The 23,653-nt window shown below is 73.4% G+C and carries 12 protein-coding genes; 6 read left to right on the top strand and 6 right to left on the bottom strand.

From position 1 onward, the window contains the following. Positions 1-2: 2 nt before the first annotated feature. The gene (locus LPU43_RS01290) at positions 3-302 is read right to left on the bottom strand and encodes a helix-turn-helix domain-containing protein (RefSeq protein WP_229397966.1); all 300 of its coding nucleotides are present in this window, start codon (positions 300-302) and stop codon (positions 3-5) included. Further along, positions 299-631, bottom strand: a complete 333-nt coding sequence (locus tag LPU43_RS01285; RefSeq protein WP_229397964.1) for a type II toxin-antitoxin system RelE/ParE family toxin — start codon at positions 629-631, stop codon at positions 299-301. Before LPU43_RS01285 ends, LPU43_RS01290 begins: the two co-directional genes overlap by 4 nt. A 265-nt stretch (positions 632-896) precedes the next feature. On the opposite strand from LPU43_RS01285, the gene LPU43_RS01280 reads away from it, so the two are divergent. Genes LPU43_RS01280 through LPU43_RS01260 form a run of 5 tightly spaced genes read left to right on the top strand, consistent with a single transcriptional unit; the run spans position 897 to position 13,978 of the window. Next, positions 897-1,754, top strand: a complete 858-nt coding sequence (locus LPU43_RS01280; RefSeq protein ID WP_229397962.1) for a DUF4132 domain-containing protein — start codon at positions 897-899, stop codon at positions 1,752-1,754. 5 nt (positions 1,755-1,759) lie between these two features. After that, on the top strand, positions 1,760-6,892 hold the full coding sequence (locus LPU43_RS01275) for a hypothetical protein (protein ID WP_229397960.1): 5,133 nt from the start codon (positions 1,760-1,762) through the stop codon (positions 6,890-6,892). 44 nt (positions 6,893-6,936) lie between these two features. Then, on the top strand, positions 6,937-8,118 hold the full coding sequence (locus LPU43_RS01270) for an ATP-binding protein (protein ID WP_229398596.1): 1,182 nt from the start codon (positions 6,937-6,939) through the stop codon (positions 8,116-8,118). Continuing rightward, positions 8,115-12,059 carry a DUF5682 family protein gene (locus LPU43_RS01265; protein ID WP_229397958.1) on the top strand — a complete coding sequence of 1,315 codons (3,945 nt, stop codon included), beginning with the start codon at positions 8,115-8,117 and terminating at the stop codon, positions 12,057-12,059. Before LPU43_RS01270 ends, LPU43_RS01265 begins: the two co-directional genes overlap by 4 nt. Continuing rightward, positions 12,056-13,978: a hypothetical protein gene (locus LPU43_RS01260; protein WP_229397956.1), complete on the top strand. Its 1,923-nt coding sequence runs from the start codon at positions 12,056-12,058 to the stop codon at positions 13,976-13,978. The genes LPU43_RS01265 and LPU43_RS01260 overlap by 4 nt, the downstream gene beginning before the upstream one ends. 279 nt (positions 13,979-14,257) lie before the next feature. Here the strand turns inward: LPU43_RS01260 and LPU43_RS01255 are convergent, their stop codons facing one another. The 4 genes from LPU43_RS01255 to LPU43_RS01240 form a co-directional block, all read right to left on the bottom strand. Beyond that, the gene (locus tag LPU43_RS01255; protein WP_229397954.1) at positions 14,258-14,671 is read right to left on the bottom strand and encodes a hypothetical protein; all 414 of its coding nucleotides are present in this window, start codon (positions 14,669-14,671) and stop codon (positions 14,258-14,260) included. Positions 14,672-14,819: 148 nt separating this feature from the next. Further along, positions 14,820-15,323, bottom strand: coding sequence for a DUF6346 domain-containing protein (locus tag LPU43_RS01250; protein ID WP_505845296.1), 504 nt, complete (start codon positions 15,321-15,323; stop codon positions 14,820-14,822). Between the two features lie 83 nt (positions 15,324-15,406). Beyond that, entirely contained in the window at positions 15,407-17,992 is a 2,586-nt protein-coding gene (locus LPU43_RS28515) for an RHS repeat-associated core domain-containing protein (protein ID WP_229397951.1), read from the bottom strand. A gap of 51 nt (positions 17,993-18,043) precedes the next feature. After that, positions 18,044-18,328 carry a hypothetical protein gene (locus LPU43_RS01240; protein WP_229397949.1) on the bottom strand — a complete coding sequence of 95 codons (285 nt, stop codon included), beginning with the start codon at positions 18,326-18,328 and terminating at the stop codon, positions 18,044-18,046. Positions 18,329-19,114: 786 nt separating this feature from the next. Here LPU43_RS01240 and LPU43_RS01235 point away from each other — a divergent pair. Then, complete coding sequence (locus LPU43_RS01235) at positions 19,115-23,611, top strand: LamG-like jellyroll fold domain-containing protein (protein ID WP_229397947.1); 4,497 nt, start codon at positions 19,115-19,117, stop codon at positions 23,609-23,611. The last annotated feature ends 42 nt before the right edge of the window (positions 23,612-23,653 follow it).

Here is a 23,653-nt window from a genome sequence, read left to right as displayed (position 1 = left end):
CCTCAGGCTGCGTCCGCCCGGGGTGCGAACGTGACGTCCAGTCTCATGTCCAGCGCTCTGGCCAGCCGTTCGAGCACCGTCAGGGTCGGCACCGTCCCGCCGGCCTCGAAGCGGGCCACCGCCGACTGCGTCATGCCTGCGGCGCGCGCAAGCTGGGTCTGGCTCCAGCCGTTGCGCTCACGCAGCCCTCGTACCGTCTGCCCGAGCTCGAAAGCGATCCGCGCCGCCTCGTAGGCGTCTGCGGCCCCGGGCTCCGCCAGGCGTCGCTCACGTAGTTCGTTCCAGTCGACTCGATCGTTCACTGCTCCGCCCCCTGGTGCACAGTGTGCCGCTCCGCCACGCATCGTTCCCACGCCCGTCGAGCCCGCTCGATCTCGCGATCCTCCCGCATCCGGGTCTTCCGGAAGACCGTCAGCAGGATGATGCGACGACCTGTGGCGATCCAGTAGGTCACCCTGACCGGGTCGCGCTCCAGGTAGAACCGCAGTTCGCGCAGCTTGCCGTCGAGCTGCTTCGTGTACGGCTCGCCGAGGATCGGCCCTCGTCCGGCGAGCAGGTCGACGTAGAAGGCCGCTCTCGCGAAATGCGCTGTCGAAAGTCCCTCCAGCCAGTCCTCGGACTTCGGGCTCAAGCTCCACACTACCCCACGTCATAGCATTGATGCTATGGAACCGGGTCATGTGCGGATCCGAACTCGGCCCCGCGTGTCGGCGTCCGGGCGACCGGCCAGGGCTTACGTCGAAGTCGGTCGCCGTCCCTCGGCGATGTGGCCTGCCGCCGCGCGGCCGACGGAATTCTGTCGTGTCGGTCACTGCTGCTAGCGTGCCGCTGCGTTGATCAACCTCGGCCACATCATCATGGATGCCGGCCGGGAAGGCCACTGTGGAGGGTTCCTGATGGGCTGGCTACCGGTGGGAGACCACTACGAGGTCTCTCTCGTGGACGGGAAGGTGGCGGCCCGGTCCACCGGCCCACGGGCCGGCGGTCGCCCGTTGAAGTCGCTGCCGAAGGTGCTGCGCGACGACCCCGAGGTGGAGCGGCTGCGCCAGCTCGGCCAGTGGCTGGACCGGCACGCGGCCGACTGCCTGGCACGGGTCGACGCCTGGGTGGTGTCCTCGCTGCCGGTGCCGAGCGGGCTGCTGGCCCGCGTCTGGCCGGACCCGGCGTGGCAGGACGCGCTGCGCGACCTCGTGGTGCTCGGGGACGACCCGGCCGAGCCGGGCTTCCTGCGGGACGTCAGCGACGCCGGTGACCTGCGGGTGGTCAACCTCGACGGGGAGACCGTCCGGCTCTCGCCGGCCAGCGCCACGTTGCCCCATCCGGTGCGCCTGCCCGAGCTGGCGGACCTGCGCGAATTCGCCGACGAACTGGACATCACCCAGCGGGTCGAGCAACTGCACCGGGGCACCTGGGGCAGGCCCGCCAACGTGAGGGACCGGGACACCACGATCACCGACTTCCACGGCACCACGGTCCCCAACCGGCTGGCCGCCCGGGCCGCCACGCTCGGCTTCCGGGTGTCCGGCTCGCAGATCAGGTGCCGGGTCTGGGAGGCCGGCCACACGGTCGAGGCGACCCTGCGGTTCGACGAGGACTACTGGGATTCCGAGGCGACCCTGGGCAGCCTCTCCTGGGCGGTCGTCGACGGGCCGACGCTGCGGTTGACCGAGGTCGGGCCGGTGGCCTGGTCGGAAGGAATGCGGATGGCGGCGGCCCTGTCCGGTGCCCCGACGCGAACGGGAGAGAAGGCGTGACCGGGATGACGACCAGGTCGGACGAGGAATCCGCTGCCGCGAGCCTGCTCGCCGCTGGCGCGGTACTGCCGATCGACACCGCCGGCGTCGGCGACCAGGCGGTGCCCCTCACCGTCCGCACCTACCGGCACCCGGCCCTCGGCGACCGGCCGGTGGTCCGCCTGGTCGACGCCGCCCTCGGCGAGGGCGAGGACATCGCGGTCGGGTTCCTCGGCCTGACGCCGAGCGCCGAGCCCGCCGTCGTCGGGCTGGGCCCGCGCCGCCCGCTGGCGTTCCCCGAGTGGGTGCTGGTGCACCACCCGGCGGACGGTCGGCACGCCTTGGCGGTGGTGCCGGAGTTGCAGAAGCTGGCCAAGCAGGTCCGGTCGCGGCCGAAGGCCGCCCTGGACGGCCACCTGGGCGTCGCCGACCGGTTCGCCCGCACGCTGCCGCACCTCCTGCCGACCTTCTACGAGCAGGCGGCGCGGGTGTTCCTGGGCGCCGGGCAGGACACCTACGCGACGCAACTGTTCAACAAGGCGCGCAAGGCGGAGGCGCAGCACGGCCTGCCGGTCGACCTCGACCGGCTGGACGAGGTCCACGTGGAGTTCGCGGCGGCCGGGGTGGTCTCCGCGACCGCGCTGGCCGGTCACGCGAAGGAGTTGTCCGCCCAGTTGCCGGCCGACGAGGCGCTGCGGCGGTTCTGTCGGCTGGCGCTGCGGGCCGCAGCCGCCGGCGTGGTTCCCTCCACGCAGTCGGCCAGCGCGGTGAACCGCCTGGTCCGCACCGCGACGAAGGCCGCCACGACCACGAAGGGCACCACCACCAGGGCCGCCACCACGAGGGCCGCCGGCAGGACTGCCGCCACCAGGGCCACCGCCGCCACCGCCAAAGCCGCCACCAAGGCCGCCGCCGCCGAGGCCATCGCCGCCGTCGCCGAGCGTGAGGCGGCCTACCTGGCCGAGATGGTACGGCTACCGGTGGCCGCCGAGGCGCCGGCCGGCTGGTGGAAGGCGCACCTGCCGGCGCTGACGGCGCTGGCCGGCCGCGACCCGGCGATCCGCGGCAGCCTGCTCGACCTGACGCCGGCCGACCGGGACAACCTGAGGATGTGGCTGTCCCTGTTGGCCGACACCGGTGCGCTGGCCGGGCTGTACGACCCGGACGCGCCGGAGGCGGCCCGCCCGCACGACGGTTCCGTCGGCTGGCTGCGCCGCTACGTGAGCCGGGCAGACCTGAACCACCACCGCCCCTGCGAGGAGTTCTACCCGATCGTGGAGCGGATGGCCGACCGGCTGCGCGCCGAGCTGTCCGACAGCGGCGAGACCCTCGCCGCCGACGACGACCTGGACCTGCTCGACCTGCTGCTCGCCCTCGGGGTGCCGGTGGCCCCGCCCAAGGAAGGCGCTGCCCTGCGCCTGGCGCACTGGGTGAGCGTCGGGGGAAGGCGGGACCTGCTCGCCCTGGCCGGCGACGACCGCTTCACCGGGGCGCTGCGCCGGGGTCTCGACCCTCTCGACGGCCGGCAGGCCGCCCTGCGCCGGATCGTCGAGACGCCGGGCGTCCGGCCGTTGCTGGACGAGTGGCTGAGGGCCCGGATCCGCGCCCGGTTCACCAAGGGGCTGCCGTACCTGCCGGATTCGGTGCGGTGGCTGGACGGCCTGCCGGTCGAGGCGCTGCGCCTGGTCTCCGACGGGCCCGGCGCGGGCGACGAGCTCGGGCAGGCCCTCGACGTCGACCTCGCCGGGAGCGTCGCCCGCTGCCTACGCGGCGGGCTCATCGAGGAGTTGGGCTGGCCGGACTGGGAGCTGGCCTGGCAGGAGGTGACCGGCGGCGACCACAAGGTCGAGGTGGTCCGGCAGGAGGCCTGGCCGTACGTGATCCTGGGCGGGCCGACCACCGTGCGCGTGCTCGGCGCCGAGGGCATCGTGCTCCGCCACGACCTGCGCATCCCGGCCGGCGACCTGTGGGGCCAACCCGGCTACCACTACGTCGACGGCCAACTGCTGGTCTTCTGGCGATCCCGGGCGTTCGAGTACGACAAGTGCGGCTACTGGCACGCGTCGCCCGGCGAGCCGCAGGCCATCAGCGGCTACCTGCACGGCACGCGGAGCCGCGCCAACCACATCACCCTGCCGCTGGCCGGCGGCGGGCGCACCACCGGCGACGGCGTGCTGCACGTCGGCGACACCGCCGTCCCCGCGGAGCTGGCGGTCATCACCGACGGCACCTCCCACTGGGTCCACCGCGCCGGAGAGGAGGGCGACGACCGCGGCTGGCACGAGTACGACCCGACCAGCAACACCCACGGCCGGCGCAGCCTGCCCCGGTTCCTGGCCGACCTGCCGGTGAGCGGAAGCCGCCTCCAGGAGTCGGTGAGCTGGCTGCGCCCGGCCCTGTCCGACCGGGTCACCCCCGCCGCCGCCCCGGTGGACGGCCTGCTCGGCTGGCGGGTGGTCACCCTGCCGGACGGCTCGGTACGCGGCGAGGACCTGGCCGGCCGCAGCGTCGCCGTGGCACCGGGACAGCAGCCGATCGCGGCGCTGGTGCTGCCCGGCGACGACCGGCCCCGGGCCGTCCTCGGCGCTGTCGTCCTGGTCGACCCGGACGGCGTGGTGTCGGCCACCGCCAGGACGTCGCCCGGCCTGAAGGACGGCGCGGCCCCGCTGCCGCCGCAGGACTTCCTCGGCAACATGCTGCCCCGGGATCCGGCCGGCTCCACCGCCCTGCGCCGGGTGGACCGGGACACCGCCGCCACGCTGTTCAAGGCCGCCCTCGACGAGCGCCGCGCCGCCCTGGCAGAGGCCGCGCGGGTCACGGCGGCGGCCCGACCCGGGCTGACCGTGGCGACGCAGGCCATCACCGGCCTTCCCGTCGCCGTCGCGGCGTCCGGGGTCGGCGCGCCGGCCGGTCACGCCGGCGTGACCGGCCCCGCCGTCGAGGACGAGAAGGACACGCTGGTCGAGCTGGTCCGCGCGACGCTGCCGGCGATCAGTCACGACGCGGTGCTGGCCGGGGTGGCCGGGATGCTGCGGCTGGCCGCCCGGGCGCGCACCGACCTGGAGGCGGTCGCCGAGCGGCTCACCGGGTCGCTGGCCGCCCCGACGGCGGCGCCGGCGGGCACCGCGAACGGGCCGGGCGACCGCCAGCTCACCCTGGCGCTGGACGGCCTGCGCGGCTCGACCAGCGGGGCGATCATCGCGCCCCACGCCTTCGCCCAGTTCCAGACGCTCGCCGCCCAGCGCTCCGCCGCAGCCAACAGCGCACCCGCCGTGCGGCTGCACCTCGACGGGCCGTCGATGCCGGCCGCCGTGAACTGGTGGTCCCTGCTCGGCGGTGTCGCGTCCGTCGCCTACCGGGCCGTCGCGGCGGTCACCCCGGACGACCACCGGGAGACCCTGCGCGCCCTGCTCACCGAGTTCGACCGGCTCGACCTGGGCGTCGCCTCCGACCCGGCCCGGTGGCGCCGCTGCACGCTGCACCTGCTGGACGCCGACCTCACCAACCCCGACGGCACCCGCCGCCGAGCCGGTCAGCCCGGCATCCTGCCGTTGCCCGACGGGGCGTTCATCGCCGTCCTCACCTCCAGCGGCACGCGAACCGGCTACAGCTTCGAGGCGCTGCACCACGACCCGGCCGGCGTGTTCGCCGTGCCCGAGCCGTACACGGTGGTCACCTCGATGCCGGTCGGTGACGCGCGGCCGGCCGGTTGGCTGGCCCGGTTCCGCACCGAGTGGGCCGCGCGCGGCCCGCTGCCCTGGCGGCCGGAGGCGGCGGAGCGGTTCGCCGAGCTGACCGGTGTCACTCCCACCGCCGCGAAGCTGGTGCTGGCCGGCCTCCCGCACGCGGACTCGACCAGTCCCCTGCCGCCCGAGCTGCGCAAGGCGCTCGGCGTCCGGCAGGCCGGCGAGGTCAAGCTGGCCTTCGGCGTGCTGCGCGAGGCCAAGCCCCGGCTCCTGCGGGCCGTGGTCTCGGCGCTGCTGCCGGACGACCCGGCCCGGCTCTGGACCGACGGCCCGGACGTGGCCGCCGCCGCAGCGGTCTGGACCGCCGCCCTGGGCCGCCGGGTGGCGGTGCCCGAGCAGCTCCTCGCCGAGGCGACGCGCACGGTCCACACCGGTTGGGGGCCGGCGAAGGCGTTGCCGGCGCTGCTCGACCCGGCCCGTTCGGCCGAGCTGAGCACCGACCTGGCCTTCGAGATCAAGGGCGACCGGGCCCGGCAGGCCGACGGCACCGCGACCGGCTTCACCGGCCCGGTGCTGTGCTCGACGGTCGCCCTCGCGGCCTGGGTGGCCCACCACACGCCCGCCAGCGACCCGTGCCGGGCCGCGCTGCCGGCCGCGCTGGCCGCGATCCGGGCCCGGCTGGCCAACCCGGGCCTGCTGCTCGACCTCGACCGGTACGCCTCCCTGCCCGCGTTCCGGCAGGTGGCGGGCACCCCGTCGGAGACCGGGCCGGGCTGGGAACGGTACGGCGCCATCGTCCTGTCCACCTACGACAGCCAGCCCTCGCCCGCGCTGCGGCCGGACCTGCTCGACGCCGACGGGACGGACCCGTACCTGCCGGCGCTGCGGGCGGACGCGGCCAAGCCGTACCCGACGGAGGTGGCGCTGCGCCTGGCCCGCGACCCACGGTTCGCGGCGCTGCTCGACGATCCGGGGCAGCCGGCCGGCGGCGCGCCAGCGGCGGACGGCACCTGGTGGCCGCAGGACCCGACCCGCTCGGTGCCCGACCTGGTCGCCGAGGTGGCGGGGGAACACGGCCTGGGCGCCGACGCGGCGGCGGTGTACCTGATGCTGCTGGCCATGCCGGACCCGACCGACCGCAACGCGGCCAGGTGGACCGGCTGGAAGCCGGCCCGGCTGGCGGCGGCCCGCGCCGAACTGGCCGGCACCGACCTGCTCGTGGAGGCCAGCCGCCCCCGGGCCGGCCGGTCGCTGTTCCTGCCCGGCCCGTGGCTGGAGCGCGGCAGCGGACAGGCCCCGGTCGAGGGCTGGAAGACCGCCCTGTTCGACCTGGCGCCGGACGGTACGGCCGGGCTCGGCGTGACCGTGCCGTTCGAGCCGGTCGCCGACCTCTACCGACGGGCCTGGCAGCGCCTGCGCGAGGGCGACCGGCCCCGATTCGACGACCTCCCCACCCGCGGCACCCGCCGCTGACCCCGCCCGCACCAGACAGAGATCGAGGAACCGCAGTGACCGTGATGGCACACGCCCACCCCGACGTGGCGTCGGAGACCGCCGCCCAGGTCCTCTCCGCCGAACAGCGGTACGCCGACGAGCTGGCCTTCCTGGCCGCGTACGACGACGGGGCCCGGCCGCCGGGATGGGCGCTGACCCCGCGCGCCGTGGTCACCTTCATCCGGGGCAGCGACGGCGAGGCGTTGAAGCTGCCCGCCGACCGGCGCACCGGCCCGGCCGGCGCCGAACTGCCGGCCAGCATGACCATCGCGGCGAAGTTCGTCGGTGAGCGGAGCCTGGTCGAGCGGTGCGTGGTCACCCTGGCCGGCGAGCGGGGCCTGCTGCTGGTCGGCGAGCCCGGCACCGCCAAGTCCATGCTCTCCGAGCTGCTGGCCGCCGCGGTCAGCGGCACCAGCGCGCTGACCGTGCAGGGCACCGCCGGCACCACCGAGGACGCCTTCCGGTACGGCTGGAACTACGCCCTGCTGCTCGCCCAGGGCCCCACCCCGCAGGCGCTGGTCGACTCGCCGGTGCTGACCGCGATGCGCACCGGCCGGGTGGTCCGGATCGAGGAGGTGACCCGCTGCCTGCCCGAGGTGCAGGACGCGCTGGTGTCCATCCTGTCCGACCGGCGGATGAACGTGCCGGAGCTGAGCGGCACCGACGACGGCCTGATCCGCGCGGCGCCCGGGTTCACCGTGATCGCCACCGCCAACCTGCGCGACCGGGGCGTGTCGGAGATGTCCTCGGCCCTCAAGCGCCGGTTCAACTTCGAGACCATCCACCCGATCTCGGACGCGGAGACCGAGACCGACCTGGTCCGCCGGCAGGCCACCGCCGCCGTGCAGCGCTCCGGCGCGACCTACACGGTGGACGACGCGGTGCTGGACGCCCTGGTCACCGTCTTCCGCGACCTGCGCTCCGGCCGGTCGGGTGAGGGCTGGGACGTGGAGCGGCCCGGCACGGTCATGTCCACGGCCGAGGCCGTGCAGGTGGCGGCGTCGCTCGGGCTGGCCGCCGCGTACCTGCCCGGCGGTGACGTGCTCGACCTGGTGCCCGGGCACCTGCTCGGCGTGGTCCGCAAGGACGACCAGAACGACCACGCCCGGCTGCTCGGCTACTGGGACGGGCCGGTGCGTCGCCGCGCCGAGGACGGCTCGGCGATGTGGCGGCGGCTCTGGGACCTGCGGGAGAACCTGCGGTGACGACCTCGCCCCGCACGTCGCCTCCGGTGGCCTCGTCCCGCACCTCGCCCCCCGTTGCGGTCAGCCCGTCGACCGTCGGGCCGACGCCGGCCGACCCGCGAGCCGTGGTCGACGCGCTCGCCGGTTGCACCCGGCCGTACCTGATCGGGGTGCGGCACCACAGCCCGGCCCTGGCGGCGGTGGTCCCGGCCCTGCTGGACGCCGCCGGGGCCGAGGTGGTCTGCGTCGAGCTGCCGGCCGACTTCCAGCGCTGGCTGCCGTACCTCTCCGACCCGGCCGCCCGGGCTCCGCTGGCCCTGGTCGGCAGCCACGGCGAGGAGGGGCCGACGGGCTTCTACCCGTTCGCCGACTTCTCCCCCGAACTGGCCGCGATCCGCTGGGCCCGGCAACGCGGCGTCGAGGTGCTCTGCTGCGACCTGCCGCTGGCCGACCCCGGCTGGAGCGCCGTCACCACCGAGCCCGACCCGCACGCCGGTGCCGGCACGGACGCCGACGCCGGACCGACCGCCGGGGCCGGAGCGCACGCCGATGCCAGCCCGGATGCCGGTGCCGGACCGACCGCCGAAGCCGACCCGCACGCCGGTGAGCCGGTGGCCGGTCCGCGCCGGTCCGGCTACGCCGCCGCCCTCGGCGCCAGCGGCACCGGCCGGGACGGCGACGACCTGTGGGACCGGGTGGTCGAGGTGCGCGCCCCGGGCTGCCAACCCGAGGCGGTCCGTCGGGCCGCCCTCGGCGTCGGCTGGGCGATGCGTGCCGACAGCGCCGACGGCGACGGCGTGCCGGCCCGGGACCTGGCCCGCGAGCGGCACATGCGCCGGGTCCTGGCCGAGGCGGGCGCGGACGGCCGGCGGGTCGCCGCCGTCGTCGGCGCGTTCCACGCCCCGGCCCTGCTCGCCGCCGCGCCGACCGACGCCCCCTCGGTACCCGCCGCCGGATCCACCGACGACGCCGCCGCGACCCGGACGGTCGGCACGGTCGGCACGGCCGGCGCGGCCCCGACCGGTGAGGTCCGGTCCGTCCCGGCCGCCACCGACGGCGGCGGCGCGGCGGTCACCTCGCTGGTGCCGTACGCGTTCGACCTGCTCGACTCCCGTTCCGGCTACCCGGCCGGGATCCGCGACCCGCGCTGGCAGCAGTCCGTCTTCACCGCCGCCGGCGACCCGGAGCCGATCCGGGCCGCCGCCGCCCGCGCGATCACCGACGTGTGCCGGGAACTGCGCGCGGCCGGGCACACCGCCGGCACCGGCGAGGCCGCCGAGACGGTACGGCTGGCCGGCGACCTGGCCCGGTTGCGGGGCCTGCCCGCTCCCGGCCGGGGCGAGGTGCTGGAGGCGGTGACCACCGTGCTCGGCCAGGGCGAACTGCTCGGCCGTGGCCGGGCCCTGGCCAGGGCGCTGGAGACCGTGCTCGTGGGCGCCGAGCGGGGCCGGCTCGCCCCCGGCACCCCGCGCTCCGGCCTCGGCCCCGCCGTCGAGGCGGAGCTCACCGCGCTGCGGCTGCCCGGCCCGGACAGCCCGAAGGCCCGCGAGGTCCGGCTCGATCCGCTGCGCACCGAGCTGGACGGGCGGCGGGAGATCCTGCTGCGCCGCCTGCGGATCTGCGGCATCGGCTACGGCGAGCCGATCTCGGTCTCCGGCACCGGCGACGGCGCCGCCCTGACCACCCGCTGGCAACTGGCCTGGACGCCGTCCGTGGCGGCCCGGCTGGACCTGGTCGGCGTACGCGGGGTGACCGCGGCCCTGGCCGCGGCCGGCACCCTGCGGGAACGCTTCCGCCGGGAGGCCGCCGACGGCGGCTCCACCGCCGCGCAACTGCTCACCGGGCTGCGCGACGCCGCCCGTTGCGACCTGCCCGAGCTGGTCACCGACCGGCTCGAGCTGGCCTCCGTGGTGCTGCCGGGCACCGGCACGCTGCCCGAGCTGCTGGCCGCCCTGGACCTGCTGGAGGCCCTGCGCCGCGAGCACCTGCCCGGCACCACCGCCGCCGGCCGGGCCCGGGCGGCCGAGCTGGCCGTCGTGCTGCTGGACGCGGCGGTACGCGGGCTGCCGGGCCTGGCCGGCAGCGACGCCACCGCCGACGCCGCCGCGCTGGTCGACCTCGCGGTCCGCGCCGGCGAGGATCGGATCGGCCTGCGCCTGGACGAGGCCCTCGGCCACCTGGCCCGGGCCGGTTCGCCGCTGATCCAGGGTGCCGCCCTGGCCGCCCGGGTGCTGCTCGACCTGACCGACCTGGAGGTGCTGGGCACCCGGGTGGCCGGCTGGGTCGACGCGGCGACCGGGCCGGACACCCGGCGACACCTGCACCGGCTGCTCGGGGGTCTGCTCACCGGGGCGCACCCGCTGTTGCAGTCCGCCCCGGCCGCGTTGGACCCGCTGCTGGAGCGGATCGAGCGGCTCACCGACACCGAGTTCCTGGACCGGCTGCCGGCGCTGCGCGGCGGGTTCGACGTGCTCACCCCGGCGGCCCGCGACCGCCTGCTGCACACCGTCGCCGACCGGCTCGGCGACCGGCTCGACCTGGCCCTGTCCATCCCGCCCGAGCTGCTGGCCCGCTGGACCGCCGCCGACCTGGCCGGCCGGGCCGCCCTGACCGCGCGCCACGTCCCGATCCCGGGCGAGCCGACCGCCCCGGCCGACGTCGATGCCGATCCCGGCTCGGCCGACACCGCCCCGGCCGACACGGACTCCGACCCGGCCGACCCCGATCCCGGCCCGCTCGACGCTGGCCCGGCCGACGCCGCTTCCGGCCCGGACGCGCCGCCCGGCTGCGCGCCGGGTACGCCCGTCGGCTCCGCCACCACCGGGACCCGCCCAGACGCGCCGGCCGCCCAGCTCACCCCCGCCGACCGGTGGCGGCTGCTGCTCGGCCGCCAACCCGACCGGTTGCCGGCCGACGCCCGCCGCTACGCCCGCGCCCTCGACGAGCTGTACGGGGCGGGCCAGGGCGAGGGTGCCACCGACCTCGGCCAGGCGGCCGGCGGTGGCCAGGAAGCTTCCTTCCCGACGGCGCGCGAGTGGGCCGACGAACTCGAGGCGCTCTTCGGCACGGCCGTACGCGAGGAGGTCATCGCCCGGGCGGTTGAGAACGGCCGTACCGACGTGCTCACCGAGCTCGACCCGGCGGCCGTACGCCCCTCGATGGAGCTGTTGACCTCGGTGCTGTCCCTGGCCGGCGGCCTGCCCGAGGGGCACCTGGCCAAGCTGCGGCCACTGGTCCGGCGGCTGGTCGAGGAGCTGACCCGGCAGTTGTCCACCCAGCTCCGTCCGGCGCTGACCGGGCTGTCCAACCCGCGTCCGTCGCGTCGGCCCGGCGGCCGGCTCAACCTCGCCCGTACGCTCCAGGCGAACCTGCGCCACACCCGGCACCTCGACGACGGCCGGACCGTGGTGGTGCCGGAACGTCCAATCTTCCACACCCGCGTCCGCCGGGAGGCCGACTGGCGGCTGGTGCTGGTGGTCGACGTGTCCGGCTCGATGGAGGCGTCGGTGGTGTGGTCGGCGTTGACGGCCGCCGTGCTGGCCGGGGTGCCCACCCTCTCCACCCACTTCCTCGCCTTCTCCACCCAGGTGGCCGACCTGACCGACCGGGTCGACGACCCGCTGTCGCTGCTGCTGGAGGTGCGCGTCGGCGGTGGCACGCACATCGCCGCCGGGCTGGCCCACGCCCGCTCGCTGGTGACCGTGCCGAGCCGCACCATCGTCGCGGTGGTCAGCGACTTCGAGGAGGGCTACCCGCTGGCCGGGCTGCTCGGCGAGGTCCGCGCCCTGGCCGGCTCCGGCGTGCACCTGCTCGGCTGCGCCGCGCTCAGTGACAGCGGAGTGCCCTGCTATTCGGTACCGGTCGCCGAGCAGCTCGTCGCGGCCGGGATGCCGGTCGCCGCTCTCAGCCCGCTCGAACTCGCCCGCTGGGTGGGCGACCGCATCCGCGGAGGATCACGTTGACGGACGTCACGCGCGCCACCCTGTCGCCGGACCGCACGCCCACCGGACTGCTGCCGCCGGTGCTGCCCGAGGTCGCCGCCGCGGCGGTGGCTGCCCTGCCACCTAGGCTGCACAAGCGGCTGGACGTCACCGTCGGACGGCTGGCCGGGGCACCGGTCGACCGGGTGGACGGCGGCGTGTCGGTCGACTGCGGCCCCGAGGCCCTGGTCACCCTCACGCCCGGACCGACCGGCGCGGTGACCGACGCGCACCAGGCGCGGTGCACCTGCCTGCTGGCGCCCCGCTGTCTGCACCGGACCGCGGTCCTGGTCGCCTGCCCGGTCGCCGCCCCGGCCACCCGGCCCGCCCCGGCGTCCGTCGCCGCGTCGTCCGCCCCCGACGGCAGGGGGACGGCGACCGGCCGGACCGGGAAGTCGGCCGCCGGGCGTACCGGCCGGAGCGCGGCACCGACGAAGGCGCAGCGGGCCGCCGCCGGTGCGCTGTGGCGCGCCGCCGCCGCCGTGCTCGCCGCCGGCGCGCCGGCCGCCGGCGCGGTCCCCCAGGCCGAACTGCTGCGGGCCGCGCACGGCGCCCGGCTGGCCGGCCTGCCCCGGGCCGAGACCGCCGCGCTTCGCGCGGTGCGCGGCCTGCGCGCCCACCGGGAACGACAGGCCGGCCACCGGCTGGCCGAGCTGGTCGAGGTGCTGCACGACCTGCTGTACGTGGCCGGCCGACTGGCCGCCGGCGACCCCGACCCGGCGCTGGTCGGCGTCCTCCGGCGGGCCTACCAGCCGGACGGCGCGCTGGAGGTGTACGGCGTCTGCCGGGAGCCGGTGATCAGCGCGAACGGGTACGCCGGGGTGGTCACCCACCTGCTCGCCGCCGACGGGCGTCAACTCTCCTTCGGCGACGTGAAGCCGGGCGGCCCCGACCGGGCGCGGGACTGCGCCCGGGCCGTCACCGAGATGGGCGCGGTCGCGGTCAACCACGCGGTGCTGGCGCGTGGCGGCCTGCGGATCACCGGCACCACCGTCTCCCCCGACGGCCGGCTCGGCGCCGGCAAGGGGGTCCGCGCCAGCCCACTCGCCGGGAGCGACTGGTCCACCGGGCCACTGGCGGAGCTGTTCGCTCGCCCGCTCGCCGAGGTGGTGACCGCCCAGTTCGCCGCCGCCGAGGACCCGGAGGACCCGGCGCGGGCGGGGACCGCGCTGGTCGGCTGCGACCTGATGGTGGTGGGCGCCGTCGGCGACCAGGTGCTGGCCCGCGAGCTGGTCCCCGCCGCCGACGCCACGACGGAGCGCGTACCCGTGCCGGGCGGGCCGGTGATCCGGCTCGCGCCGGTCAGCTCCCACCCGATGCTGGCCCACGTGGCCAACCTGCGGCGGCTCGCCACCCGTCCGGGCCTACGGGTCCGGGTGGTCGGCCGGCTGGACCCGGACCGGGCCGGCACGCTGCGCCCGCTCGCGGTCGGGCCGCTGCCGGGCGCCGCCGCGACGCTGCGGCTGCCGGCGGACTGGCACGGCCGGGCGGACCTCGGCTACGACGAACTCCAGGGCGGTCACCTGCCGCCGCGCGACCCGGCCGCGCCGGTCCTCGCCGTCGGGGCCGACGCGGTCGCGGAGTCCCCGCTGTGGCGGGTGCGCCGGCTGGTGGAGCTGGCCGTCTCCGGCGGCCGTCGCGCGGTCGCCGAGGCGGCCCGGGGCGAGGGCGTCGGACTGACCGGGACGCTGCGCCGCGCCGGCTTCACCACCGCCGCCGCGCTGGCCGCCGCGCTCGCCGACGAGTCCGACCGGCGCGGGCGGGACGCGTTCGGCCGGCGCACCGATCCCGACCCGGACCGGTACGCCTGGGCGTGGGTCGCCGCGACCACCCACCTCGCGGCCACGGAACGGGAGCTGATCCGCTCCTCCTGGACCGCCCCGGAGTCAACCGATCTCTGACGGTCGAGGCCACTGTTGTTCGGCCGTAGGCACCCGGCAGGGCACCTACGGCCGGACGGACCGGCACGGCTCTCACCGTACGAGGGGTTACGCCATCGCGGTCACAGGTAAGGGGACGGGAGGCGAGGATGCCCATGACGGCCGCGCTGGCCAGTTGGCTGAAACGCCGCGAGTTCGATTATCCGCCTTTCAGCATTTCAGGAACATCACGGTACAACGGTGTAGAAGACCGTCAGGCGCGGCCACGGGGCCCGCCCCACGACCATTGCCGGTAGGAGTTCAGGAGAGGGCGAGCGCCGCGCAGACGCCCAGGACGACGAGCACGGCGACGACGTTGAGGATCATCACAGCGGAATAGCCGGTGGACTTCTGCTCGCCGGGCGCACCGAGCGCACCGCGAGCGAGGGTGATGGTGGGGGCCATGTACTCAAGGGCCACGTCCGCCCCCTCGTCGATGCCAAACTCACGGCTGGCACGCCCCGCCTTCCTTGGCAGGACGTATGGCACCCACACTTCCATGCGGTGCTGTCCGGGGCTGACGGCGATCGTGTGCCGGCCCCAGCCGCCGATGGCAACGTCCTCGCCGTCCAACTTCACCCGAGGCTTGGTGGCCCCATAGAGAAAGGTCGCAGCAGGGTGACGCAGGGTGATGGTTAATGTGGTTCGCCGCTCGGCCGGTCCTGCCTTGCTCATTAAGAACTCCCACGTTTGCCGACACCATCGATCCGGCGCTCGGGCTACGACCGTAGCTCAAATGTTCCATAAGGAACGCCCCAGGCGAGGCGGATGGCCGGCGGGCGGGGACTGTGTCGTCCGCCCACCGGCCATCCGCAGCCCAAGGTCATCTCTTGTTACGACGGTTGTACCAGGCAATGACAGCCGGGACACCCACCACTGCCCGGACCAGGGCGAAACTGACCCCGACAGCCAGCAGGAGCAGCAGGCCGATCCTCACTATGCCCATCATCGACAGTGCCAGCGCCCAGACGCGTGCCACAGGACGGCCGTACCGACAATCGGAGTTGTCCTTCCCGTAGCACACTTCCCGGAACTCGACCGCCTTGCCCCGGTCACGCGGAGTGACGACCGAGTGTTCAACGACGGTCTCCACCTCACGGCCGTCGCGGGTCCGAACCGTAACCCCACAGTGCCACCAGTAGCCGAGGCCGTCGCCGCTCACCGGGCCGACCCGCTGGCAATCCCCCACCAGGGCCTCTGCTGGCTGTTCAGGGGGCGTGGACTTGACCGCACCCGTGCCGGGGTAGAAGCTCGCCACCGTGTCGAAGACGACCGTCGACAGGACAATGCCCGCAACGAGGGCCAGTGCCGTCGCCAAGTCCGCCATCCGACCCCAGAAGGGTCCGCGCCGCTCGTATGCGGCGACCTGTTCGCGTTGAGTCGTCGTCATCTGGTCGGGACCCGGGTCGCTCAGCTGAACCCACCTCCCAACAGCGGACCGATGCTGTTCTCCGGCTTGAACTGCCAGCCCTTCTGCACGATGTCCTGCACATCATTCCAGTTGCCGGGCAACGCGCCGGAGACGGCTGCCGGGATGACGCCGTTGCGGGGCGACGCAGCCCCGACGATGAGATCCGTCGCGACCGCCAAGTTCTGCTTCTGCTGCCCGTAAATCCCACCCCTCATCGCCTCGTCGTCGATGGCCCAGCGGGACCCTTCCCAGAAACTCTTTACGTTCTTGGGGGCTAGCGCCTTGAGGGATTCCTTCGCACCGGGGGCAAGGCCCTGCAAGGCTAAGCCCGCCTCTTTCTTCGCTCCGCCGACCAGACCGGCCCTCAAGCCGGCTGCACCTGCGCTGAAGCCAGCTGCACCTGCACCGACGATACTGCCGACTCCACCACCGAGGGCGCCGAGGAGGGCGCCGCTGCCGAAGCTGATGGCGAGGTCCATCCCCCGCTCACCCTTCAGATAACCGGTCAACCCGGAGCTCAACGCCCCGCCGATCGCTCCGCAGACGACGGCGCCCGCGCCTCCCGTGAGCGCCGTGCAACCGACGCCGACGACGATCCCGAGGGCGACCCCCGCAAGGTCCTCCTTGTGCTCGACCACCCAGTCCTTGGCCTGGGACGCCTTCTTGCAGATCCAGGAGAACGAACCACATTCGGTCTTCTTGGGCTTCGGCTTGTGTCGCGGCGGGGGAACGTACTTGCCGCCCGGCTTCGCCTTGCTGCTGGACTTGCCGTTCGACGTGCCCCAGGCCACGTTGCTCGTGGAGCCGCACCCACCGGGGCAGCCGGTGGTGGGGTTGTAGCCGTAACAGTCGAAGTACTTGCAGTCGTCGGGGATCATTCCCGTCGGGTCGCTGGAGGTGACCGGGGTGTTGTTCGCGTAGGAGTAGCCGTTCCACTGCTGTGGCTGGCCGGTGTCCTGCACCGGGTCGACTGAGACGAACCGGCCGAGAGCCGGGTCGTAGGCGCGGGCCCCGACCAGGGTGAGCCCGGTCGGGCTCATCGGCTTGTTGAGGAACCCGCGGTTGTCGGGTGCGGTGACGGCGGCGCCGCGCGGGCCGCCGTACGGGGTGTACTGCCGCCAGGTGGGGTTCTGGGCGGTGTTGTCGAGGTAGAGCGTCGGGGTGCCCTGGTGGTCGGCGACGACGAAGGTGTACGCCGTGCCGCTGCCGGAGCGGACGCAGCTACCCCCGCCCGGCAGGGCGTAGTACCGGTCGCCGTCGACGACGTTGGTGGCGGTATTGAGAGTGAGCTGCTGGCCCGGCAGGTACAGGGTGTTCTTGCCGGGTTCCTTCTGCAGCAGAAGGTTGCCGTCGGCGTCGTAGACGAACGAGTTGTCGCCGCTGCTTCCTCCGGTGATTTCGGCAAGCTTGCCGGAGTCGTCCCAGGTGAGAGTCTGGTTGCCCTGGGCGGCGTTGCGGCCGGTGGTGTTGCCAGCGGCGTCGTAGGTGTACGACGTCGTACCGCTGGCGCCCCCGGTCATCGTGGTGGCGGTCAGCGTGTGTGGCTTGTTCTGGCCGTTGCCGTCATAGGTGTAGGTGGTGGTGGTGTCCGTGCCGCCGGTCAGACTGTGCTCGACCTGCTGGGTCCGGTTGCCGATCAGATCGATCTGCCAACTGGTCCAGTAGGCGCTACCCGCGCCCACCGTGTTGCCGACCATGGATCTGTCGGTGGCAGTCGGCGTGCTGGCGCAGGCGTCGGTGCCGGTCCACGCCTCCCTGAGCCGGGCCAGGCCGTCATAGCCGTAGCACTGCGTCTCCGCGGGGGTGCTGGCACCCAACCGCTTGCTGATCTTGCGGGTGATGTTGCCTGCTGGGTCGTACTGGTACTCCTGCTCGTCCACCGTCGAGGGGGTGGCCGCGGTACGAGTGACGAGTTGCTTGCTCAACCGAGCGGTATGCGGGTCGTACGTGTTCGTCACGTGCGCCTGGCTGCCGAGCGAGCCAAGGGTCTGCTGGTTCACCCGGTTCCAGGCGTCGTAGGTGACGCCGTTGGCGTATGGGGCGAGACCCGCCAGAGTGGTGGGCGTGTCCATGACCCCGGCGTACCCGTGCAGCACGGTCTCCGCAGGGAGACCGCCGCTGGCCGGGTATGTGTCGGTCAGGGGCAGCCCCAACACCGACGTGTACGAGTGGCCGAAGACGTACGACCCGCCCAGGGCTCCTTCGGTTCCGGGGATTGTGACCGTCACACCGAGCGAGCTACCGAAGACATTGAAAGCCTTCTGTTGAGTGGTGTACGCCTGCCCGCCCCGGTAGGAGACGGTGGTGGTCAGCTTCCCGATCGCGTTGGTGACCCCGGCGACGGCGTTACCATTGTCGTACACCCACTCCCCACGCCGATTCGCGGCGGACTGGTTCGCGACCGTGGCGGCGTACTCGCCGGTCTTGCGGTCGAGGACGTCGTAGGTGAACGACAGCGTCTTGGCACGACCGTCAGTGCTCTGCACGACGTTGCCGTTGGCGTCGTAGACCATGCTGCTGGTGCCCGCGTCCGGGTCGGACTTCGATACCACCTGACCCAGCAGGTTGTAGGTCGACGTCCACACGTTGTTCTCGGCGTCGGTGAGCGTCGACTGGTTACCGTGTCCGTCGTATCCCTAGCCGCTGACCGTGGCGGTGCCGCCGGTCAGGGTGAACGTGCCGGTGAACGTGTCCGTCGGCGTCGTCACCATCGGCCGGACGTGGTATTCCTGAATCTCCTTGTCCCGGCCGAGCTGGTCGCTGACCGTGGTCTTGACGACCCCACCGGAGGGGGGCACGGTCGTGATCCGGTCACCGTGGTAGATGTTCATCGTCTGCGAGACGGTCACGCCGTTCTTCGCGCTGGTGACCACCACCGCGCGACCCAGGCCGTCGTAGGTGGTGAAGGTCTGGTTCGGCACCTGCTTGCCCAGGTCCGCGCGCCTTGGTCGACGACGCCGACAGCGCCTGTGGCGCGGCCAGCTCGACCTGCGCAGAGGTGGCCTTCGGCCAGTCCGTCCGCGACGGACGATGGTGGGACTTCGCGTCGTCCGGCGGCGTCACGAACCGCGTCGGCAACGGCTTGACGCCCTTGACCGACGGGCCTGGCGAGGTCGCAGGAGGCTTCGCCACCGCCGCGTCCTTCGGCTTCGCCACCGCCGGCTTACCCGACAACAACCCCGCCGTCAGCGATGCGGCCGCGACCACCGCGACCAGACGTCTGGAACGACTCAGCAGGCGTAAGCCCCCGTGCATGCGCACCCCACTTGTACGAGAAACAAGGAAATGCCACGCAGGGTGACTGACCATGCACTCTGCGAGGCGCGCCGACAATCTTTCACGTTCGACGCCACCGAAGGTAACGGGATGGTAACGATAGGCAAATGTACATAGATCAAATCGCTACATAGAGTCGAAAAGAGGCAACGGGTTGTCATCTCGATGGTTTCCCCGGCCCCGGGCTGGCTGGTTCACTGTGGCCGCTCACCGGGCGCGTCCACGCGCTCATCGGACACACGGGGAGGCGCCCCTTCATGCCCGCAAAACACCGACCACGCCCGGCGGCCGAGAGGACATCCGCAACGGCCGCAGTCGCCGGCCTCCTCCTGGCCAGCGCTGCCGTGGCCCCGCCCGCGTCACCTGCCTTCGCGGCACCGCCCGCTCAGGTCGCGAAGCCGGCCGCCACTCCGATGGGGGTGGACAAGGCCATGGCCGAGGCTCGGCGCAGCGGCAGGCCCGTGGAGGCGACCGCCGCCGGAACTCCCACCGCGACCGTCACCGCCAGACCGGACGGCACGGTGGAGCTCACCCAGACCGCCGCGCCCACCCGCACCCGCGTCGGCGGGCAGTGGAAGGACCTCGACGCCACGCTCGTCCGCCACCCTGACGGGAGCATCGCCCCGGCAGTCACCACCAACCAGGTCCGCGTCTCCCCCGGCGGCGCCGGGCCCCTGGCCGAAATGGCCAGCGGCGACCGCGCCCTGTCGGTGACCGCCCCACTGACGCTGCCCGCGCCCACGCTCTCCGGGCCGACGGCCACCTACGCCGAGGTCCTACCCGGGGTCGACCTGACCGTCACCGTCACCGCCGAGGGCGGCTTCTCCCACGTCTTCGTCGTCAAGAACCGCCGAGCCGCCGCCGACCCGAGACTGAACGCGCTCGACCTGAAGACGACCGCCAAGGGCGTCACCCTTGCCGCCGACGCCGCCGGGAACATCACCGGCCGGGACCGCGCCGGTCGGGCAGTGCTCACCGCCCCCGCCCCCGCCATGTGGGACTCGACCAGGCGAGCGGCAGGCGAGCCGGCGCAGCGCCTCGGCAGCGCCTCCAGTACGGCCGCACCGGGCCGCGACGCCCGTACGGCGGCGATCGGCGTCCGGGTCACCCCCGGAAAGCTGCGTCTCACCCCCGACCCGTCGCTGCTCGCCGACTCACGGACCGCCTACCCGGTCTACATCGATCCGACGTTCACCTGGACCCCTGTCGGGCCGAAGATGTCCGGCTGGGCGACCATCTCCTACCAGCACCAGTCCACCAACTTCTGGAAGGACACCCCTGACCTGATCGGCCGGATGCAGGTCGGCAACTCCGGCAGCCAGCGATCCAACACGTTGATCAATTTCCCGGTTCCCCACAGCACCCTGGCCGGGGCGACGATCAACTCGGCGACCTTCAAGATCACCAACACCCGGTCGTGGAACTGCACCGACCGGACCGTCAACGTCTACGCCCCGGCCACGACCCTCTCCTCGTCGAACGCCACCTGGAACTACTGGGAGGGCGTCAGCAACGGGCCCCTCGCCGCGTCCAAGAGCTTCGCCCACGGCTACAGCGGCTGCAACGCCGCCGCGGTCTCCTTCGACATCACCAACCAGATCAAGGCGGACGTCACCGCGCAGAAGTCCACCCGCACCCTGCGGATGATCGCCGCCAACGAAGCCAGCGACACCCAGAGCTGGAAGGAGTTCGACCAGACGACCCCGACCCTGACCATCGAGTACAACCACAAACCGAACAAGCCGACCGGGCTGACCACCTCGCCGAAGACCGCCTGCGCGGGCGGCAGCACCGTCGGCGACGCCTCGGTCTCGCTGTACGCCCCGGTCTCCGACCGCAACGGCGGCACGCTCGGCGTGAGCTTCAAGCTCTGGAGGACCGCCGACTCCACCGAGACCGCGCTGCTCACCTCCAACCCGAATTCGCTCACCTACTCCTCGGGGAGCACCGCCGTACTCGTCGTGCCGGTCGCCACGTTGCGGGCCGCGGCCAACGGCGCGAGCACGGGCTTCTCCTGGAAGGTGCAGGCGACCGACTTCGGCGCCGCGGGCGACTGGTCAGCCCCCTGCAAGTTCACCTTCGACCCGACCCGGCCGGGGGCGCCCAACATCGCCGAGATCCCGGACAACACGACCACCATCGGTGAGTCCTTCACGGTCGAGATCGCCAAGGCCGACGGCACCGACCCGAGCGGTTACGTCTACCAGCTCAACGCCGGTCCGCCGCAGGACGTGTCGGCCACGGCGGGCGCCGCGACCGTCAGCATCACCCCTAGGCGGTTCACCAACACGCTGACCGTCACCAGCGTCTCCGCAGGCGGGAACGTCGGTGACAGCAGGAGTGTCACGTTCAACTCGAACCCGGCCGCCGTCGCGGCCGACGGCGACCTCAACGGTGACGCCGCCCCGGACCTGGTCGCCGTGGGGGCCACCCACGGACTTCCCCCCGGGCTGTGGCTCGCGCCGGGCGGAACGGAACACCTCGCCGTCGCGGGGACGAACATCGGTGCCTACGGCAACGGGGTCACCGGAAACAATTCACCCACCGACTTCGACGGTGCGCAGGTCATCACCGGCCACTTCACCGGCACCGGTCTTCAGGACGCGCTCGTCTACTACCCCGCCACCGGTAACGGCGGGGTGCTCCGCGCCAACGGGGACGGCTCCGTCATCCAGGCCCAGCTCAGTGGCAACCAGTTCAGCATCTCCGGCGACCTGCTCGCCGAAGGGGACGGCTCGCTGCCGCTTCAGCTCGCCAACGCGGGAAACATCCGGGGGGCGAACACCGGCTTCCCCGAGTTGATCGGCACCAGCGGAAACGTCGAGTCGGGATACCACCTGACCTACTACTCGAACTTCTACGCCACCGGGCTCTACGCCAATCCGCTCGTCATCAGCCAGCCCACACCGACCGGCGGGACGGACTGGGACAAGTGGACCATCACCACGACCCAGGTCGCCGGCGGCACGGCGATGTACCTGTGGAACCGCACGACCGGCGCCCTGTACCTGTGGACCGACCTGGCCTTCGACGGGGTCAACCAGCTCACCCACACCTCGTACAAGCTGCACGAGACCTGGAACGTCGGCGCGGACCTGACGTTGCGGGCGGCCGACATCGACAGCGACGGCACGCCCGACCTGTGGGCCCTGGGGTCCGGCGGCGTGAGCACGGCCTGGCTCGCCACCGACCTGGCCGCCGGAACCGGCACGGTCACGGCTCAGCCTGCCAAGACGCTCGTCACCTCGAACCACAGTTGGCAGCTCAACGACGGCACGGACGGGCCGGTCACCACCGCCAAGGACAGCGCGGGCACGCTGGACGCCACCGGTGCCACCGGCGTCACGTGGAGCACCGGCGACACCTTCGACCCCGACGCCGTCTTCAACCGCCCGCCCGCCACCACCGGCACCCTCACCGCCTCCTCGGCGGTGAACACCAACGCGGACTTCACGGTCTCCGCCTGGGTCAAGCCGACGGCCCTCGGCGGTACGGTGCTGTCGCAGAGCGGGACCAACACGGCCCGCTTCCGGCTCTGGACCAACGCCGGCGACGCGTCGTGGCGTTTCACCATGGCTCGCACCGACGTGGCGAGTCCGGCCCTCGACACGGCCCTCAGCGCCCCGGGCACCGCCCGCGTCGGCGTCTGGACGCACGTGATGGCGAGCTGGAACAAGGCCACCGGTGCGATGACGCTGTACGTCAGCGGGATCAACGCCGGACGTGCCACGCACAGCAGCGGCTGGAACGCCACCGGCCTCTTCCGGATGGGCAGCCACAGGAGCAGTTCCACGGCACACGGCGGCTACTTCAGCGGCGAACTGGCGCACGTGCAGACCTGGAGCCGGATCTGGACCGTCGAGGTCGACACCCGCAGCAGCGGCGAGGTCACGGCCGTGAAATCGACCACCGGTGCGGTACTCGCCTACCGGCGCGGCGCCGACGGCTGGATCTGGGGCAGCCAGCAGAGCAGCGCAGGCGGAACCTTCGGCCCTTGGATGCGCATCGGCGACCGCAGCGGCTTCATCGGCTCGCCGACGGCGTTGAAGGGCGCCAACGGCACGATCGTGCTCTACGCCCGTGGCATCGACAACCAGGTCTACGGGATTGGCCAGCCGTCCGTGGGTGCCGCTTTCACCACCTGGCGGGCCATCGGCACGAGCCCGCCCGCAGCCGGCTTCGCCAGCGACCCCAGCGCCGTGCTCACCTCCGCCAACACGATCGGGCTGTACACGCGTGCCGCCGACGGCTGGATCTGGGGCACCGCCCAGACAGCCGTCGGGAGTTCCTTCGGTCCGTGGGTGCGGATCGGCACGGGCGGCGCGGGTATCACCGGGCGACCGACGGTGATCAAGGCCGCGAACGGCGCGGTCGTCATCTACGCGCGGGCCGGGAACGGGAAGATTCGCGGAGTGAATCAGAGCTCCGCCGGTGCGGCATTCGGCGCCTGGGTGACCTTCGGCACGGGGGAACCGACCGGCGGTTTCGCCGGCAACCCGGCCGCGCTGCTCGGCGCGAACGGCACCCTCGTGCTCTACGTGGTCGGCACGGACGGCAAGCTCTACGGTGCCGGCCAACCCTCGGCCGGGGCGCCCTTCGGCACGTGGGCCGCCATGGGCACGGGGCAGCCCACCTTCGTCGGCGACCCGGCAGTGCTCCTCACCAGTAACGACAAGATCGTCCTCTACGGCCGGGGCACCGACGGCAAGATCTGGGGCACCCAGCAGGCCACCGTCGGAGGCGGCTTCGGCACCTGGAACATCATGAGCTCGGGGCAACCGGCAGAAGGTTTCGACAGCGACCCGACCGCCCTGCTCAACGGCAACAACGCCATCACCCTGCTCGGTCGCAGCACCGAAGGCCGGATCTACAAGACCGACCAGCCATCCCCCGGCGCGGGGCTCGTTCCCTGGACGGAGATCCCCTGATTGAACGGTGGTGCCGTCTCCACCCGTGCAGGTGGAGGCGGC

Source organism: Micromonospora okii (assembly GCF_020884795.1).
Classification (GTDB): domain Bacteria; phylum Actinomycetota; class Actinomycetes; order Mycobacteriales; family Micromonosporaceae; genus Micromonospora; species Micromonospora okii.
Note: the sequence above shows the minus strand (reverse complement) of the source record. Positions and strands in the feature narration are given on the sequence as shown.

Excerpts from the sequence above, each read along its gene's own strand:
- LPU43_RS01270 (WP_229398596.1), top strand. The coding sequence starts at position 6,937 with ATGGCACACGCCCACCCCGACGTGGCGTCGGAGACCGCCGCCCAGGTC.
- LPU43_RS01250 (WP_505845296.1), bottom strand. The coding sequence starts at position 15,323 with ATGGCGGACTTGGCGACGGCACTGGCCCTCGTTGCGGGCATTGTCCTG.
- LPU43_RS01255 (WP_229397954.1), bottom strand. The coding sequence starts at position 14,671 with ATGAGCAAGGCAGGACCGGCCGAGCGGCGAACCACATTAACCATCACC.
- LPU43_RS01280 (WP_229397962.1), top strand. The coding sequence starts at position 897 with ATGGGCTGGCTACCGGTGGGAGACCACTACGAGGTCTCTCTCGTGGAC.
- LPU43_RS01235 (WP_229397947.1), top strand. The coding sequence starts at position 19,115 with ATGGCCGAGGCTCGGCGCAGCGGCAGGCCCGTGGAGGCGACCGCCGCC.
- LPU43_RS01275 (WP_229397960.1), top strand. The coding sequence starts at position 1,760 with ATGACGACCAGGTCGGACGAGGAATCCGCTGCCGCGAGCCTGCTCGCC.